This window comes from Kaistia defluvii (genome assembly GCF_040548815.1).
Taxonomy (GTDB): Bacteria; Pseudomonadota; Alphaproteobacteria; order Rhizobiales; family Kaistiaceae; genus Kaistia; species Kaistia defluvii_A.
The window spans coordinates 2,624,264-2,640,640 of record NZ_JBEPSM010000001.1; the positions used below are offsets into that span (position 1 = coordinate 2,624,264).

The following is a 16,377-nucleotide window of genomic DNA, read 5'->3' on the forward strand; positions in this document are numbered from 1 at the left end:
ACGCGCCCGGCCGAAACGGACGAAGGCGCGTAACGCGCCTCAAGGAGATCGAATATGGCGGTGCGGGTTGCTATCAATGGCTTCGGCCGAATTGGCCGGAACATCCTTCGTGCGATCGTCGAGTCGGGCCGGACCGACATCGAAGTCGTCACGGTCAACGATCTCGGCCCGGTCGAGACCAACGCCCACCTGCTCCGCTTCGATTCGGTCCATGGCCGCTTCCCGCATGAAGTGATCGTCGACGGCGACACGCTGGTCATCGGCAAGAGCCGGATCAAGGTCACCGCGATCCGCAACCCGGCCGAGCTGCCGCACAAGGAGCTCGACATCGACATCGCGCTCGAGTGCACGGGCATCTTCACGACCCGCGACAAGGCTGCCGCTCACCTCACGGCCGGCGCCAAGCGCGTCATCGTCTCGGCTCCCTGCGACGGCGCCGACTACACCGCCGTGTTCGGCGTCAACCATGAGGGCCTCACCAAGGACCACCTGGTGATCTCGAACGGTTCCTGCACCACCAACTGCCTGGCGCCGGTCGCCAAGGTCCTGCAGGAGACGGTCGGTATCAAGCACGGCTACATGACGACGGTGCATTCCTACACCGGCGACCAGCCGACGCTCGACACGATGCACAAGGATCTCTACCGCGGCCGCGCCGCCGCCCTTTCGGCCATCCCGACCTCGACCGGCGCCGCCAAGGCGATCGGCCTGGTGATCCCGGAACTGAAGGGCAAGCTCGACGGCAGCGCCATCCGCATCCCGACGCCGAACGTCTCGCTGATCGACCTCAAGATCGTCGCCGAGCGCAACACGACGGTCGACGAGATCAACGCGGCGATGAAGGCAGCGGCTGCCGGCCCGCTCAAGGGCGTGCTCGCGATCACCGACCAGCCGAACGTCTCGCACGATTTCAACCACGACCCGCACTCCTCGACGTTCCACCTCGACCAGACCAAGGTCATCGAGGGCAACTTCGTCCGCGTGCTGGCCTGGTACGACAATGAGTGGGGCTTCTCGAACCGCATGGCCGACATGACGGCCTATTTCGCCAAGACGATTTGATCGAGACGATTTGATCCGGCGAAACCAGATCAGCTAGAACCAGATGGCCCGGACGATCTCCGGGCCATTTTCACATTGAAGGGCGATCCACGCCCTGTAGGAGAGAGCGCGCATGTCGACCTTCCGGACCCTCGATACCGCCGACGTCAAGGGCAAGCGCGTCCTGATCCGCGTCGACCTCAACGTCCCGATGAAGGACGGCATGGTTAGCGACGACACGCGCATCCGCGCCATCCTGCCGACCGTCCGCGACGTGACGAAGCGCGGCGGCAAGGCGATCCTGCTGGCGCATTTCGGCCGCCCCAAGGGCGAGCGCGTCGCCGAGATGACGCTGCGCCCGGTCGTGCCGGCGCTGGAGACGCTGCTCGGCCGTCCGGTCGCCTTCGCCAATGACAGCATCGGCAATGACGCGGCCGCCGCGATCGCCAAGATGTCGGACGGCGACGTGCTGCTTCTGGAGAACACCCGCTTCCACAAGGGCGAAGAGAAGAACGATCCGATCTTCACCAGCGCGCTCGCCGAACTGGGCGACATCTATGTGAACGACGCCTTCTCGGCTGCGCACCGCGCCCATTCCTCGACCGAGGGCCTCGCCCACCAGCTGCCGGCCTATGCCGGCCGCGCCATGCAGGCCGAGCTCGAGGCGCTGGAAAAGGCGCTGACCAGCCCGCAGCGCCCGGTGATCGCCGTCGTCGGCGGCGCCAAGGTCTCCTCCAAGATCGAGCTGCTCGAAAACCTCGTCACCCAGGTCGACGCGCTGGTGATCGGGGGCGGCATGGCCAACACCTTCCTGCACGCCCAGGGCTATTCGATCGGCAAGTCGCTCTGCGAGAAGGACCTGGCCGACACCGCCCGCCGCATCCTGATCAAGGCGCAGGAATCCAACTGCGCCATCATCCTGCCGGTCGATGCGACCGTCGCCTATCACTTCCAGGCGCACACGCCGACCCAGACCTATGGCATCGACGCCATTCCGGATGACGGCATGATCCTCGACGTCGGCGCGCTGTCGGTCGCCCGCATCAATTCCGCCATCGACGAAGCGGCGACGCTGGTCTGGAACGGCCCGCTCGGCGCCTTCGAGATGGAGCCGTTCGACCGCGGCACGGTCGAGGTGGCCCGCCACGCCGCCCAGCGCACCAAGGCCGGTAAGCTGCTGTCGGTCGCCGGCGGCGGCGATACGGTGGCGGCGCTGAACCATGCCGGCGTCAGCGAAGATTTCACCTATGTCTCCGCGGCGGGCGGCGCGTTTCTCGAATGGCTGGAAGGCAAGCCCCTCCCCGGCGTCGAAGTGCTGCGCCGGAACGGCTGAGTATCCCGCACTGCAACAGCAGACGGTTCCGCTCTTTGCGATAATTTGATCTGTAAAATTAAACAACTTCCGAGCTTTAGCGGCTCGGAAGCGTTTAATTTTGCAGTGCAAAACCTATCCCGACGCGCTATGCAGCCTACGGGCGGCCTGGACGGTCCAGGTCCGCGTTTGGGAAGAGATCGCTCCGCATGACCGAAAGCCTTCAGGATATTGCCCGTCGTCTCGTCGCACCCGGAAAGGGCATTCTCGCGGCGGATGAAAGCTCGAGCACGATCAAGAAGCGTTTCGATGGGATCGCTCTCGAATCGACGGCGGACAGCCGCCGCGACTATCGCGAAATGCTGTTCTCAGCCGATACGGCGATGCGCGAGCACATTTCGGGCGTCATCCTGTTCGACGAGACGATCCGCCAGTCCGCCCGCGACGGCCGGACGCTGGTCGAACTGATCCAGGCCAATGGTTCGATCCCCGGCATCAAGGTCGACATGGGCGCCAAGCCCCTCGCCTTCTATCCGGGCGAGACGGTCACCGAAGGCCTGGACGGCCTGCGCGAACGGCTGGTCGAATACTACAAGCTGGGCGCGCGTTTCGCCAAATGGCGCGGCGTTATCACCATCGGCGCGAACCTGCCGACGCCGGGCGCGCTTTCCGCCAATGCGCATGCGCTGGCCCGCTATGCCGCGCTCTGCCAGGAAAACGGCATCGTGCCGATCGTCGAGCCGGAAGTCCTGATGGACAATCCGAACGCCACCCACACGATCGAGACCTGCCAGAAGGTCACGGAGGCGACGCTCGAGGCCGTGTTCAACGAACTGGAAAAGGCCCGCGTCGACCTGACCGGCATGATCCTCAAGCCGAACATGATCGTGCCCGGCAAGGATAGCGGCCAGAACGCCGCCCCGTCCGAGGTTGCCGAGCGGACCGTCGCCGCGTTCCACGCAACCGTGCCGACCAGCGTTCCGGGCATCGCCTTCCTGTCGGGTGGCCAGTCCGACGTGCTGGCGACCGAGCATCTGTCGCTGATCAACCAGATCCCGAACCGCCCCTGGAAGATCACCTTCTCCTACGGCCGCGCGCTCCAGGCAGCCGCCCTCAAGGCGTGGGCCGGCAAGCCGGAGAACGTCGCCGCGGGGCAGCACGCCTTCCTGCACCGGGCGCGCATGAACGGCCTCGCCTCGCTCGGCGAGTGGACGGCGGAGCTGGAGCGTCAGGCCGATTGAGCGCCGGGCGCAAATGACGGAGGGGAAAGCGTCTTCCGCTCGCGCCGCGACGCGTTAAGGACTTTCTATCCTCCGTCAAATCACGTTAAACCTTGATCACCGGAGTGCGACGCGGCCTGCCGCGCCGCACGCTGGGAAAGGACTTGGCACTCTCGATCCGAGACTTGGCAGTTCGGCCAGCGCAAGCATCTGGTGGCGGGACATGCGGAGCGAAACGAGACGCAGCGTGATCCGGCGGAGAACGATGGCAAGAGACTTCGACCCTTACAAACTTGCCAGCCCACAGGTCTATCTGTGGCGGATGATCATCTTCCTCATCATCGCCGCCTTCGTGGCGCTGATCCTCTACCGCCAGGTCTACACCTCCTTCCTCGCCAACCCGGCCCTGAACGGCGTCATCATCGGCGTGCTGTTCATCGGCATCCTGCTGGCCTTTCGCCAGGTCATCCGGATCTTCCCGGAAATCCGCTGGGTCAACGGCTTCCGCAACGCCGATCGCTCGATCGAGATGGACCGCGCGCCGGTTCTGCTGGCGCCGATGGCCGCCATCCTCGGCGACCGCATCGGCCGCATGTCGATCTCGACCCAGACCATGCGCTCGGTGCTCGATTCGATCCTGATGCGCCTGGACGAGGACCGTGACACCTCGCGCTACCTCACCGGCCTGCTGATCTTCCTCGGCCTCCTCGGCACCTTCTGGGGCCTGCTGGAGACGGTCGGCGCGGTCGCCGACGCGATCCGCAACCTGAATGTCGGCACCGGCGACAGCTCCGTGATCTTCGAGGATTTGAAGTCCGGGCTTGAGGGACCATTGAAGGGCATGGGAACGGCGTTCTCGTCCTCGCTGTTCGGCTTGGCCGGATCGCTGATCCTGGGCTTCCTCGATCTTCAGGCCGGACAGGCGCAGAACAAGTTCTATACCGAGCTGGAAGACTGGCTCTCGACGGTCACCGACCTCGATCCGAGCATGCTCGACGTTCGCGAAGGCGCGGCCTCCTCGGGCGAGGACCTGCGCGTCGCCATCGAACGGCTGACGGCTGCCGTGCATGAAGGCGGCGGCGGCTCCGGCGGGTCGACGCAGCGCGCCACGGCCGCCATGGCCAATCTTGCCGAAGGCATCCAGGGCCTCGTGCAGCACATGCGCAGCGAGCAGCAGGTCGTGCGCGGCTGGGTGGAGCAGCAGGCCGACCAGCAACGCGAAATGCAGCAATTGCTGGAAGTGATCGCCAAGGCCCTCAAGCAGCCGGCCGGGGAGTAGGCGGTGGCCGTTCGCGGACGCCGTCGCGAGGCCAGGAGCGATGTCTGGCCGGCCTTTGTCGACGTGCTGTCGAACCTCCTGCTCGTCTTCATCTTTCTGCTGTCGATCTTCGCGCTGCTGCAATTCCTGCAGACACGCGAGATCACCGGCAAGGACACGGTGCTGAACCGTCTGAACGGCCAGATCGCCGAATTGACCGAACTGCTGGCCATGGAACGGGCGGGCAAGCAGGATGCTGCCGACCAGTTGGCGAGCCTGCAGGCGAGCCTCGCCTCGGCCGAGGCGGAGCGCGACCGGCTGAAAGGCGCGGCGGATACGTCGACCGCGGCCGCCGGGTCCGCCGAGGGCCAGATCGCCATCATCACCAAGGCACTCGAAAACGAGAAGGTCGTCAGCCAGAAGGCGCTGTCGCAGGTCGAGATCCTCAACCAGCAGATCGCCGCCCTTCGCCGCCAGATCGGTGCGCTGGAAGAGGCGCTCGGCGCTTCGGAAAAGCGCGATACCGAGAGCCAGACGAAGATCGCCGATCTCGGCCGCCGCCTGAACGTCGCGCTGGCGCAGCGCGTGCAGGAACTGTCGCGCTATCGCTCCGACTTCTTCGGCCGCCTGCGCGAGATCCTCGGCAACCGGCCGGATATCACCGTCGTCGGCGACCGGTTCGTCTTCCAGTCGGAAGTGCTGTTCCCGTCGGGCTCCGACGAGATCAACGACGAAGGCCGCGTCGAGATGACCAAGCTCGCCGATGCGCTCAAGGTGCTGGAGGGCGAGATCCCGCCCGAGATCGCCTGGGTCCTGCGCGTCGACGGCCACACCGACGCGCGTCCGCTTTCCGGTTCCGGCCGCTATCGCAACAACTGGGAACTGTCGGCCGCCCGCGCCATCGCAGTGGTGCGCTTCCTGGTCGACCAGGGCGTCCAGCCGATCCATTTGGTCGCGGCCGGCTTTGGCGAGTTCCAGCCCTTGGTCCAGGGCAATGACGACGCCGCCTACGCCCGCAACCGCCGCATCGAGCTGAAGCTCACCGAGCGGTAGGCGCGCTCTGACAGCGACCGGGAAATCAGTCCGCCCGCCGCCACCCCTCCGCCGTCATCCTCGCGCAAGCGAGGATCCATCCAGCCTGGGCGCTGGAGGATGGCCTCCCCGATCGCGCGGCTGAATAGATCCCGGATCTTCGCTTCGCCGCGTCCGGGATGACGCCAGTCGGGTCACCGAGCGCCGTCTCGTCGCCGCCTGAGGCTCAGGCGGCGTCTTCGCGGAGCTGCAGGCGGGCGAGCCTCGCATAGAGGCCGCCATGGCGCACGAGGGCCTCGTGCGTGCCTTCCTCGACGATGGCGCCACCGTCCATGACCAGGATGCGGTCGGCCTTGAGGATCGTCGCCAGGCGGTGGGCGATGACGATCGTCGTGCGGCCGACCATCAATTCATCCAACGCATCCTGAACGGCGACTTCGCTCTCGGCGTCGAGCGCCGACGTCGCCTCGTCGAGCAGCAGGATCGGCGCGTCCTTGAGGATGGCGCGGGCGATCGCAATGCGCTGGCGCTGGCCGCCGGAAAGCGTCACGCCGCGCTCGCCGAGTTCGGTCTCGTAGCCTTCCGGCAGCGTCACCAGGAACGCGTCGGCATGGGCGGAGACGGCCGCGCGCTTAATCGCGTCGCGGTCGGCGCCGGGATGGCCGATGCCGATATTCTCCGCCGCACTCGCGGCGAACACCACCGTATCCTGCGGCACGATGGCGATATGGCTGCGCAGCGCGACGGGATCGAGATCGCGGATATCGACGCCGTCCACCGTCACGCGGCCCTGCTGCGGATCGTAGAAGCGCAGCATCAGGTTGAAGAGCGTGCTCTTGCCGGCCCCGGACGGACCGACCACGGCGACGCGCTCGCCCGGCTCGACGCGGAAGCCGATATGGCGGATCGCCGGGCCCCGCCCGCCTTCGGGATAGGCAAAGCCGACATCCTCGAACGCCACGGCGCCCCGGACCGGCTCGGCCAGTCGCTGCGGCTTCGAAGGTGCGGCGATCGACGGCTTTTCGGCCAGGATTTCGGCCAGCCGCTCTGCGGCGCCGGTCGCGTTGGAAATGTCGCCCCAGACCTGCGAGAGCTCGCCGAGCGCACCGGCGCCGATCACCGCATAGATCAGGAACTGGCCGAGCGTGCCCGGCGTCATCCGGCCGGCCATGACGTCGTGCGCGCCCCACCACAGCACGGCGACCATGCTGGCGAACACCATGAAGATGCCGAAGCCGGTCAGCGCCGCGCGGGCAACCGTCGAATTGCGGGCCGCGACAAAGGCGCCCTCGACGCTTTCGGCGAATCGCCGCGCCACCGTCGCCTCGGCCGTGAAAGCCTGGACGATGCGGATCGCGCCGACGGCTTCCGAGGCATAGGCGGAGGCGTCCGCCAGCAGGTCCTGCGCCTTGCGCGAGCGCAGCCGGACGCGGCGGCCGAAGCCGACCAGCGGCAGCACGACGATCGGCAGCGCGATCAGCACGAGGCCGGAAAGCTTGGGGCTGGTGACGATCATCATCGCCACGCCGCCGATGAACATCACCAGGTTGCGCAGCGCGATCGAGATGCTGGCGCCGGCGACCGACTTGATCTGCGTCGTGTCTGCCGTGAGCCGCGAGGCGATCTCGCCGGAGCGGTTGCGGTCGAAGAAATCGATGCCGAGGGCTGAAAGATGGCGGAAAACGTCGGCCCGGAGGTCGGCGACGACGCGCTCGCCGAGCCAGGTGACGAAATAGAAGCGCAGGCTGGAGGCGGTGGCCAGCACCGCGACGACGCCGATCAGGGCCATGAAATAGACGTTGATCGTGCCGGCATTGTCGGCGGTGAAGCCGTGGTCGATCATGCGGCGGACGGCCAACGGCACGGTCAGGGTTGCCAGCGCCGCCATCACCAGCGCGAGGATCGCACCGACCAGCTGCGGCTTGCGGCGCAACACATAGGGCCGCAGCATGGCCAGCGGCCGCAGCGAGCGGCGGCCAGTCTTGGCAGCGCCCGCGGCGTCGCTCGGTATCGCGTCTCGGTCCGCCATAGGCACCCGTCTCAGTCATTCCCGGAGGCGATCGCCTCGATGGCGCCTAGATGCACTGACGGCGGCAGTGTTTCAAGGCAAGCCGCCTCTTGTGCCGGCCGGAACGCTGGGCTATATCGTCGCCCCACAGGACGGCCGGTCGCAAGCAGCCGTTTTCCCCATTGATCAGGACGGCGCTTCCGCTTCGGCGGGCGACGACCATGCGGTCCAACGGACCGAGCCGCGAGGACCAGACGATGAAGAATGGCATTCATCCCGACTACCACACGATCAAGATCGTGATGACGAACGGGACCGAATATTTGACCAAGTCGACCTATGGCGAAGAGGGTTCGGTCATGAACCTCGACATCGACCCGTCGACGCACCCGGCCTGGACCGGCGGCAACCAGACCCTGCTCGACCGCGCCGGCCGCGTCTCGCGCTTCAACAACAAGTTCAAGGGCTTCATGGGCAGCTAATTCGCCCGTTCGAAGTACTGGAATAAGAAAACCCCGGTCATTGGCCGGGGTTTTTGTTTGTCCGGATGTTGGCTGCCGATAGGGCTGCTGCCGGCGAGCGCCGGGCGCCTATTCGCCGCCCGAGCCGAACGCGCGCGCCAGCTGGCCGAGCTGGCGACTGACCGGGTTCTCGGCAGGCTCCTCGGCATTGGCGGCGTTGTACATGGCATCGTCCAGGCGGATGACGCGCTCCTGCAGCCGCACCGAATGCTCGATCAGCTCGCGCAGCCGCACCGGCAGGTCCTGCCAGTTCGGCCCCTCGGTCAGCGTGCCGAAGCCGCGCAGCCGCACCTTGGCCTTTTCCGTACCCGCCTGCTCGAAGGTCATCTCGCCCTCGTTGACCGCGCGCTGCAGCAGCAGCCAGGAGGCGATCTGCATCAGCCGGGTCGTCAGCCGCATCGATTCGGTGGCGTAGGTGAGCGAGGCGGCGCGCGGGAGGTCGCGTGATTCGGCCCGGCCGTCGCCGTCCAGATAGGCCGCCGTCTCTTCGACGAGCAGCATTCCTTCCCGGAAAAGGCCACGGAAAGTGTCCGAAAAGGCAAACCGCCTGCCGAAAACGACCGGCGGATCGATTTGCCCAGGGCTATCGTCTGTCATGAAGCCATTCCACTGCGCAGCCGTGCTCGTCCACCAGGGGCAAGCGGGGCGCAAGTTTTCCGGATTTTGACTCCTGCGAACCCGGAAGTCAAAAAAAGAGCCGCGATGAACGGCTCTTGTGAGGCGACAGAGGGAGGAGACCAACAGAACGCTTCAGTCACATCCAGATCGCTGGATCGCCTCATTAAGGCTCCCGAAACCTTAACGAGCCGTTAACGCCGCCGTGGTGCTCCGTCCCTCACGTCTTGAAGAAGGAAGAAGCCGCCTCGCGCGACGCCGTCTTGGCGGCGATCGCCTCGCGCAGCCGCGCGATTTCGCCCTCCATCAAGGCGATGCGGTCGGTCAGTTCATCGATCGAAAGCCGCCCCAGATCCTCGCCGATCCGATGCGGCGACGGCTTTTCCACCGGGACGTCGTCGAAAAGGGCCATGATGCGCTCCACTCGTTTTTGGGTCCCGCCTGGTTCAAAGATAGCAATATTGAATCGGCCTTTGCCAGTCAGGGCGCCGAAGTCCAAGGAGACGTTGATGAACGCTGTTCCCGAAACCATGACCGCCATCGCCATTTCCGAGCCGGGCGGGCCGGACGTTCTGCAGCCGACCCAGCGCCCCGTGCCGCACCCGTTCGAGCACGAGATCTTGATCCAGGTGGCGGCGGCCGGCGTCAACCGACCGGATGTTGCGCAGCGGCAGGGTCATTATCCGCCGCCCAAGGGCGCCTCCGACCTGCCGGGCCTGGAGGTCGCCGGCCATGTCGTGGCGCTCGGCCGCAATGTCACGCGCTTCGCCATCGGCGATACCGTGACGGCGCTGGTCGCCGGCGGCGGCTATGCCGAATATGTCGCCGTCCACGAGTCCAATGCCCTCCCCGTGCCCAAGGGCCTGAGCCTGGTCGAGGCGGCCGCCCTGCCCGAGACCTTCTTCACCGTCTGGCACAATGTCTTCGAGCGCTGCGGCCTGAAGGCGGGCGATGTCTTCCTCATGCATGGCGGCACGTCCGGCATCGGCACCACGGCGATCCAGCTGGCTAAGGCGTTCGGCGCCACCGTGCTGGCAACGGCTGGATCGGCCGAGAAATGCGCCGCTTGCATCGAGCTCGGCGCCAGCCACGCCATCAACTACCATACGGAGGATTTCGTCAGCGTCGTGAAGGCGGTGACCGATGGCCACGGCGCCGATGTCATCCTCGACATGGTGGGCGGCGACTATATCGAGCGCAATTTCGACGCCGCCGCGCTGGACGGCCATATCGGCCAGATCGCCTTCCTGAACGGGCCGATCGCCGACGTGAACTTCACCCGCCTGCTCGCCAAGCGCCTCACCCTGACGGGATCGACACTGCGCCCGCGCACCATCGCCTTCAAGGCGGGCATTGCCCGCGCGCTCCAGGAAAAGGTGTGGCCTCTCATCGAGCGGCGCGAAGTCTTGCCGCGCATCGATGCCACCTTCCCGCTGCTGCAGGCCGCGGAAGCGCATCGGCGGATGGAGAGCTCCGGCCATATCGGCAAGATCGTCCTGACCGTCTGAGTGACCCGGCCGCGCCCCTCCCGCGCGAAAATGGTTCGCCCGCTGAAACCAGAGCGGGCGAGAGCCGTTGCCCCTCTGGGGAGCGTCGAAGTTCGCCGGCGCTGCCAAGCGTAACATCGGTGGCTCCCCGTCGAGATCCGCTGGATAGAGGCTGAGAATCGGCGGGCTTACGCCCTTGATCAGCCTCCATGCAGTAGATTTCGAGACCGCGTAAAACGTAACCCATCGTTTCCTCTTCTTGGAAGGGGACGATTCGATGTAAGATTGCGCTTGTCGGTGCAACACGCACCCCGGAGGACAACATGCAACGCCAAAATACTTGGGTTTGGGTCGTCGTCGTCATCATCGTTCTGGTGATCGCCTATTTCTGGTGGAAGTCCCGCACGCACGTCGCGCCGCCCACGCCGGCAGCCGTCGAGCAGTCCACGCCGGCCCCCGCCCCGGCTACCCCGGCTCCGGAACCCGCGAAGCCTGCTGAGCCCGCTCCGGCCCCGGCGCCCGCGCCGTCGACCCCTGAGCCTGCTCCGGCTACCCCTGCTCCGGCCACCCCGGCCCCGGCAACGCCGGCTCCGTCGACCCCCGCCCCGTAATTCTGCGGCGGGCGAACGCAAGATTGCCGGATGCGACCACGGTCGCATCCGGCTTTTGTCGTCGATCGAGGGATCGGGAAAGGCCAGCTTGGCGTTTCCCTCGGCAAGCATTGTTTGCGTCGGGAAAGGCACCGGTCTATATATCGGCCCATTCCCGTCATTCAGACGATTGCTCTGCTCCTCCGGCCGACCACCGGGAGAGCGACCAGGAGAGAATTATGTCGACTATCCCGCTGATGCCAAAGGCAACCGCCGTATGGCTCGTCGAGAATACCTCTCTCGGCTTCGACCAGATCGCCGATTTCTGCAAGCTTCACCCGCTCGAAGTGAAGGCAATCGCCGACGGCGAGGCTGCCCAGACGATCAAGGGCCTCGATCCTGTGACGACGGGCCAGCTGACGCGCGAGGAAATCGACCGCGCCCAGAAGGATCCGAAGTACCGGCTGAAGATGGCCGAGACGCGCGTCCGCGTTCCCGTGCAGAAGCGCAAGGGTCCGCGCTACACGCCGGTGTCGCGCCGTCAGGATCGCCCCAACGCCATTCTCTGGCTGCTACGCAACCATCCGGAGCTGAAGGACGCCGCGATCATGCGTCTGGTCGGCACGACCAAGCCGACGATCGATTCGATCCGCGGCCGCAGCCACTGGAATTCCACCAATCTGACGCCGTCCGACCCGGTCATGCTCGGCCTGTGCTCGCAGATCGACCTCGATTTCGAAGTCGAGAAGGCCGCCAAGAACGCCCCGCCGCGTGAAATCGGCGCCGAGGGCGAGACCCTGCTGCCGACGGAAGAGACGACCGCCGCCGACGCCCTGGCCTCGGCTGCCCTGCGCTCCTATCGCCAGGAAGAGCCGCAGGACGACGAGCTGGACGCCGACGCCGTCTTTGCCAAGCTGAAGTCGCTGAAGGGCCCCGTCGACGAGGACGAAGACGAGGCCTGATCCCGGGCCACGCGGCCGGACGGGCGGGGCTCCAACAGCCCTCCCCGCCCCCTCAGCCGGCGCCTGACAGATCCCGACACAATGGCCTCGCCCACCGGGCGGGGCCTTTTCTTTGCCCGCCGCCACGATTCCTTGAGGCGAGGCGCGACGTGCGATTGCGACTCACTCGCGAAGAATTGCTTCCAGCGCCGGATTCTGCTTGAATCAGCCTTGTGGCGGCCTCTAGCGCTCGCGGATTCCGGGCTCTCGCTCCCGGAACGCGGGCCAAAAAGCCACGCTGACCCGGCGAAAACGAGAATTTACCTTGTTTCGGCGGCTCTCCGCTTTGACATCGCCTCCCCCCTTCTGCTATGAGAGCGACCACAATTGGGACGGTGTTGATAAGCGGCTTTTGTCGCCCTGCCTCGTCTCCCCCGAGATTTCATCCGGACCGGATCAAGATAGGACGCTCCCGCGTGCAGGTACTCGTTCGCGACAATAACGTCGATCAGGCGCTCAAGGCTCTCAAGAAGAAGATGCAGCGTGAAGGCATCTTCCGTGAGATGAAGCTGCGCAACTTCTACGAGAAGCCCTCGGAGAAGAAGGCACGCGAGAAGGCGGAAGCCGTCCGTCGTGCTCGCAAGCTGGCTCGCAAGCGCGCCCAGCGCGAAGGCGGCATCGTCGCGGCTCCCAAGCCGAAGCGTTGATAAGCCAGGGCATCGCCCTGCTTTCGCCTGCTTTTTCGCTTTGAAGTTCAGAGGTGACGAGCCCGTTGTTTCGGGCTCGTTTCCTTTTGTTTTCTTGCGCCCTTTCCATTCGCCATGGGCGCCCGTTTGGGAGCTACGCTCATGATGGCGCTCGGCAGGTTTTCATCCGCGAGCCCGGCCTCGACCGCAATCGGCAGCCAGGAGCTTGCCTTGAGGTCGATGGGCGGATTGGCGCAGCGACCGCTCTGGATCGCGCTCGCCGGCGCGCTGGCGCTCGCAGGCTGCCAGACGGCGTCCAATGTTCACGATTTCGACGATGTCGACCGCGCCATGGGCTCGGAAGCGAACATCTCGTCACTCAGCTCGGTCGTGAACCAGAATCCCAGCGACGCCTCGGGCTACAATGTGCGCGGCACGGCGCTCGGCCGCGCGGGTCGCTACGACCAGGCGCTCGCCGACTTCAACCGCGCCATCGAGATCAATCCGGGCTTCTACCAGGCCTATTCGAACCGCGCCCTCGTCCAGCGCAAGCTGAACCAGAACGGCCAGGCGCTGTCGGACTATAATCGTTCGATCGAGATCAATCCGAGCTACAACGAAGCCTATGTCGGCCGCGGCAATCTCTATCGCTCGCAGGGCCAGATCGACATGGCGCTCGCCGATTTCTCCAAGGCGATCGAGTTGGAGCCGACAGATCCCAAGGCCTACAACAATCGCGCCCTGATCTATCAGGGCCAGGGCCGCCACAACGACGCCATCGCCGATTTCACCGCGTCGATGACCTATGCGCCGAACGCGGTCGCCCCGCATCTCGGCCGTGGCCTGTCCTATCTCGCGACCGCCGACTACAAGGCAGCCCTCGACGACTTCAACGCCGTCGTCCGCCGCGACAAGGACAATTACCAGGGCTGGACCAACCAGGGCCTGGCGCTGGAGAAGCTGGGCGAGCGCGACGCGGCCTACGCCGCCTTCAACCGCGCCCACACGCTCAATTCCGGCTACGCCCCGGCCCGCGACGGCATGCGCCGCACGGCCCCCGCCAGCTAAGCTGACATCGGGCGGGGACCAGCTTGGAGCCCCGCCTGCCGTCGTCGCGGCTATTCTGGCTGGACGTCCGGATCCTCGAAGGGCTTCAGCCGAAGCCGGGTCAGGTGGTCGCCCGGCGCCGCGCGCTCATCAAAGACATCCGTGCCGCGCCGGTAGTTTCCGGGCCATTTCTGCCGCCGCTCGGGTGAATCGGGATCCTTCAGCGCCTGCTGGAACACGCCCCGCCTCTCGCCCCATTGCCGCATATATTCGGCGAGTTCGGGATCGTCGGAGAGCTTTCGCTTTTCCGGCTCGAAGCTCTCCAGTTCGCCCCGCTTCACGGGAACGATCTGGCAGATCGGCTGCCCCTTCCTGAACCGCACGGCGAAATTCGGCCGGGTCAGCTGCCAGTTCATCGAGACGACGGTCGAGGCCCAATCCATCTCGACGATTCCGGTGAGCGGCGACACGCCGTCGACCGGATTGTTCGGCGGGGCCTGGATGATCAGGTCGTAACCCGGCTCGGTCCGGAACACGGCCGGTACCTTGTAGGTGATGATTCCAGCGCCGAAGAAGCTGAGGATGACGCCGTTCGTATCCTCGTCCGCGAGAATGGCGACGCAATCCTTGTTGGCGCCGCCGTTCCAGATCGCCGTGAAGCTCACCGGCGACAGGATCTCCCAGCCATGCATGTTCGCCATCAGCAGCGGCAGGCAGCCATAGGCATATCGCTCGAAGTAGGCGTCCATCCAGGCCCGGTTCGGCCGCGCCGGCCGGATGTCGAGCTCGTGGCCATCCAGCACATAGGCGATGAGCTTCATGCTTGCCTGGTCGCTTTCATCCGACTTGGTTTCCGACTTGGTTTCCGACGGCCGTCAGCGATCGGATCGCGGCATCTGATGCATGGTCCGTCCGGACGACGGACCATGCAAAGCGATTAGCTTGGCGTCCAGATGACGGGCGATGCCGCCGCGACGATTGGGCCGATCTTCGAACGCTTGGACAGGACAGGCGGAACGTAAGGCTTGCGATCAGTCATCCATGGACCCCCATTGGGTTTGAATCGCCCCCAGCAAGCAGCCTGAAGAAAGCCCTCCCCTACGTCAACCCTTCGGGCCGCAAGGACCTTGGCGCTTCGGACGTGCCAACGCAAAAAGGCCGCCCGGAGGCGGCCTTTTCGAGATATTGCATCGGCCTGAAGATCAGCCGAGCGACTTGACGATGTTCTCGACCATCTTCTTGGCGTCGGCGAAGAGCATCATCGTGTTGTCCTTGAAGAACAGCTCGTTCTCGACACCGGCATAGCCCGAGCCCATGCCGCGCTTGATGAACAGCACCGTGCCGGCCTTCTCGACGTCGAGGATCGGCATGCCGTAGATCGGCGAGGTCGGATCCGTCTTCGCGGCCGGGTTAGTCACGTCATTGGCGCCGATGACGAAGGCGACGTCGGCCTGCGCGAATTCCGAATTGATGTCCTCGAGCTCGAAGACCTCGTCATACGGCACGTTCGCCTCGGCCAGCAGCACGTTCATGTGGCCCGGCATGCGGCCCGCCACCGGATGGATGGCGTACTTGACCTCGACGCCCTCCGCCTTGAGCTTGTCGGCCATTTCGCGCAGCGCGTGCTGGGCCTGGGCGACCGCCATGCCGTAGCCCGGCACGATGATGACCTTGGACGCGTTCTTCATGATGAAGGCCGCGTCTTCGGCCGAGCCCTGCTTGACCGGGCGCTGCTCGACCGCGCCGCCGCCGGCGGGGCCCGCCGTCTCGCCACCGAAGCCGCCGAGAATGACGGAGATGAACGAGCGGTTCATGCCCTTGCACATGATGTAGGAAAGGATCGCGCCCGACGAGCCGACCAGCGCGCCGGTGATGATCAGCGCCGTGTTGCCCAGCGTGAAGCCGATGCCGGCCGCTGCCCAACCCGAATAGGAGTTGAGCATCGACACGACGACGGGCATGTCGGCGCCGCCGATCGGGATGATGATCAGGCCGCCGAGAACCAGGCTGACGATCACGATCAGCCAGAAGATCAGGTGGCTTTCCGTGAACACCAGCGCGACGACCAGCGCCACCAGCAGGATGAACAGGCCGGCATTGGTGAAATGGCGGCCGGGCAGCAGGATCGGCTTGCCCGACATGTTGCCGTTCAGCTTGGCGAAGGCGATGACCGAGCCGGTGAAGGTGATCGCGCCGATGGCGACGCCGAGCGACATCTCGACCAGCGCCTGGCCATGGATGTGGCCGATATCGCCGATGCCGAAGGCGGCCGGGGCATAGAGGGCCGCTGCCGCCACCATGACGGCGGCGAGGCCGACCAGCGAGTGGAAGGCGGCGACCAGCTGCGGCATCTGCGTCATGGCGATACGGCGGGCGATGATCGCGCCGGCGCCGCCGCCAATGGCGAGGCCGACGATGATCAGGCCCCACGCCGTGCCGCTCTTGGGCGCCGCCAGCACGAGCGTCGTGAGGATCGCGATCCCCATGCCGACCATGCCGTACAGATTGCCCTGGCGCGAGGTTGCCGGGCTCGAAAGCCCGCGCAGCGCCATGATGAACAGCACGCCGGAGACGAGGTAGAGCAGCGCCGTGATATTTGCGGTTGTCATCGGCGCGGCC

General features: G+C 65.7%; 15 protein-coding genes. 10 read left to right on the top strand and 5 right to left on the bottom strand.

Annotated elements, in window-relative coordinates:
- The first annotated feature begins 54 nt into the window (after positions 1–54).
- From gap to ABIE08_RS12330, 5 genes are all read left to right on the top strand, one after another.
- Complete coding sequence (gene gap, locus ABIE08_RS12310) at positions 55–1,062, top strand: type I glyceraldehyde-3-phosphate dehydrogenase (protein ID WP_266330200.1); 1,008 nt, start codon at positions 55–57, stop codon at positions 1,060–1,062.
- Positions 1,063–1,174: 112 nt separating this feature from the next.
- On the top strand, positions 1,175–2,374 hold the full coding sequence (locus ABIE08_RS12315) for a phosphoglycerate kinase (protein ID WP_354551294.1): 1,200 nt from the start codon (positions 1,175–1,177) through the stop codon (positions 2,372–2,374).
- A 188-nt stretch (positions 2,375–2,562) separates the two neighbouring features.
- Positions 2,563–3,594: a class I fructose-bisphosphate aldolase gene (locus ABIE08_RS12320; RefSeq protein ID WP_354551295.1), complete on the top strand. Its 1,032-nt coding sequence runs from the start codon at positions 2,563–2,565 to the stop codon at positions 3,592–3,594.
- A gap of 244 nt (positions 3,595–3,838) precedes the next feature.
- Positions 3,839–4,852, top strand: coding sequence for a flagellar motor protein MotA (locus tag ABIE08_RS12325; RefSeq protein ID WP_354551297.1), 1,014 nt, complete (start codon positions 3,839–3,841; stop codon positions 4,850–4,852).
- A 3-nt stretch (positions 4,853–4,855) separates the two neighbouring features.
- On the top strand, positions 4,856–5,884 hold the full coding sequence (locus ABIE08_RS12330) for a peptidoglycan -binding protein (protein ID WP_354551299.1): 1,029 nt from the start codon (positions 4,856–4,858) through the stop codon (positions 5,882–5,884).
- A 205-nt stretch (positions 5,885–6,089) separates the two neighbouring features.
- Here ABIE08_RS12330 and ABIE08_RS12335 read toward each other — a convergent pair whose 3' ends face one another.
- Complete coding sequence (locus ABIE08_RS12335; protein WP_354551300.1) at positions 6,090–7,892, bottom strand: ABC transporter transmembrane domain-containing protein; 1,803 nt, start codon at positions 7,890–7,892, stop codon at positions 6,090–6,092.
- A 236-nt stretch (positions 7,893–8,128) separates the two neighbouring features.
- Here ABIE08_RS12335 and rpmE point away from each other — a divergent pair, with 236 nt between their 5' ends.
- Positions 8,129–8,353, top strand: coding sequence for a 50S ribosomal protein L31 (rpmE, locus tag ABIE08_RS12340; protein WP_266330388.1), 225 nt, complete (start codon positions 8,129–8,131; stop codon positions 8,351–8,353).
- A gap of 108 nt (positions 8,354–8,461) precedes the next feature.
- Here rpmE and rcdA read toward each other — a convergent pair whose 3' ends face one another.
- Both rcdA and ABIE08_RS23610 read right to left on the bottom strand, forming a co-directional pair.
- Positions 8,462–8,989, bottom strand: a complete 528-nt coding sequence (rcdA, locus tag ABIE08_RS12345) for a protease adaptor protein RcdA (protein WP_354551302.1) — start codon at positions 8,987–8,989, stop codon at positions 8,462–8,464.
- 238 nt (positions 8,990–9,227) lie between these two features.
- Entirely contained in the window at positions 9,228–9,548 is a 321-nt protein-coding gene (locus ABIE08_RS23610; RefSeq protein WP_436409525.1) for a DUF1192 domain-containing protein, read from the bottom strand.
- Between ABIE08_RS23610 and ABIE08_RS12355 the strand changes: the two genes are divergently transcribed.
- The 4 genes from ABIE08_RS12355 to ABIE08_RS12370 all read left to right on the top strand — a co-directional run bounded on the left by ABIE08_RS12355 (position 9,514) and on the right by ABIE08_RS12370 (position 13,779).
- Positions 9,514–10,515 carry an NAD(P)H-quinone oxidoreductase gene (locus ABIE08_RS12355; RefSeq protein WP_354551304.1) on the top strand — a complete coding sequence of 334 codons (1,002 nt, stop codon included), beginning with the start codon at positions 9,514–9,516 and terminating at the stop codon, positions 10,513–10,515. The genes ABIE08_RS23610 and ABIE08_RS12355 overlap by 35 nt on opposite strands.
- An 808-nt stretch (positions 10,516–11,323) precedes the next feature.
- Positions 11,324–12,046 carry a DUF1013 domain-containing protein gene (locus ABIE08_RS12360; RefSeq protein ID WP_354551306.1) on the top strand — a complete coding sequence of 241 codons (723 nt, stop codon included), beginning with the start codon at positions 11,324–11,326 and terminating at the stop codon, positions 12,044–12,046.
- 455 nt (positions 12,047–12,501) lie between these two features.
- Positions 12,502–12,732, top strand: a complete 231-nt coding sequence (gene rpsU, locus ABIE08_RS12365; RefSeq protein WP_018181327.1) for a 30S ribosomal protein S21 — start codon at positions 12,502–12,504, stop codon at positions 12,730–12,732.
- 219 nt (positions 12,733–12,951) lie between these two features.
- Entirely contained in the window at positions 12,952–13,779 is an 828-nt protein-coding gene (locus tag ABIE08_RS12370) for a tetratricopeptide repeat protein (protein WP_354551687.1), read from the top strand.
- 50 nt (positions 13,780–13,829) lie between these two features.
- On the opposite strand, the gene ABIE08_RS12375 is transcribed toward ABIE08_RS12370, so the two are convergent.
- Entirely contained in the window at positions 13,830–14,579 is a 750-nt protein-coding gene (locus tag ABIE08_RS12375) for a DUF6065 family protein (RefSeq protein WP_354551307.1), read from the bottom strand.
- 381 nt (positions 14,580–14,960) lie between these two features.
- Entirely contained in the window at positions 14,961–16,367 is a 1,407-nt protein-coding gene (locus ABIE08_RS12380) for an NAD(P)(+) transhydrogenase (Re/Si-specific) subunit beta (protein WP_354551309.1), read from the bottom strand.
- Positions 16,368–16,377 lie beyond the last annotated feature (10 nt).

Coding starts and splice junctions, on each gene's coding strand:
- ABIE08_RS12380 (WP_354551309.1), bottom strand. CDS start 16,367: ATGACAACCGCAAATATCACGGCGCTGCTCTACCTCGTCTCCGGCGTG.
- ABIE08_RS12320 (WP_354551295.1), top strand. CDS start 2,563: ATGACCGAAAGCCTTCAGGATATTGCCCGTCGTCTCGTCGCACCCGGA.
- ABIE08_RS12315 (WP_354551294.1), top strand. CDS start 1,175: ATGTCGACCTTCCGGACCCTCGATACCGCCGACGTCAAGGGCAAGCGC.
- gap (WP_266330200.1), top strand. CDS start 55: ATGGCGGTGCGGGTTGCTATCAATGGCTTCGGCCGAATTGGCCGGAAC.
- ABIE08_RS23610 (WP_436409525.1), bottom strand. CDS start 9,548: ATGGCGGTCATGGTTTCGGGAACAGCGTTCATCAACGTCTCCTTGGAC.
- rcdA (WP_354551302.1), bottom strand. CDS start 8,989: ATGACAGACGATAGCCCTGGGCAAATCGATCCGCCGGTCGTTTTCGGC.
- ABIE08_RS12360 (WP_354551306.1), top strand. CDS start 11,324: ATGTCGACTATCCCGCTGATGCCAAAGGCAACCGCCGTATGGCTCGTC.
- rpmE (WP_266330388.1), top strand. CDS start 8,129: ATGAAGAATGGCATTCATCCCGACTACCACACGATCAAGATCGTGATG.
- ABIE08_RS12335 (WP_354551300.1), bottom strand. CDS start 7,892: ATGGCGGACCGAGACGCGATACCGAGCGACGCCGCGGGCGCTGCCAAG.
- ABIE08_RS12370 (WP_354551687.1), top strand. CDS start 12,952: ATGGGCGGATTGGCGCAGCGACCGCTCTGGATCGCGCTCGCCGGCGCG.
- ABIE08_RS12375 (WP_354551307.1), bottom strand. CDS start 14,579: ATGAAGCTCATCGCCTATGTGCTGGATGGCCACGAGCTCGACATCCGG.
- ABIE08_RS12325 (WP_354551297.1), top strand. CDS start 3,839: ATGGCAAGAGACTTCGACCCTTACAAACTTGCCAGCCCACAGGTCTAT.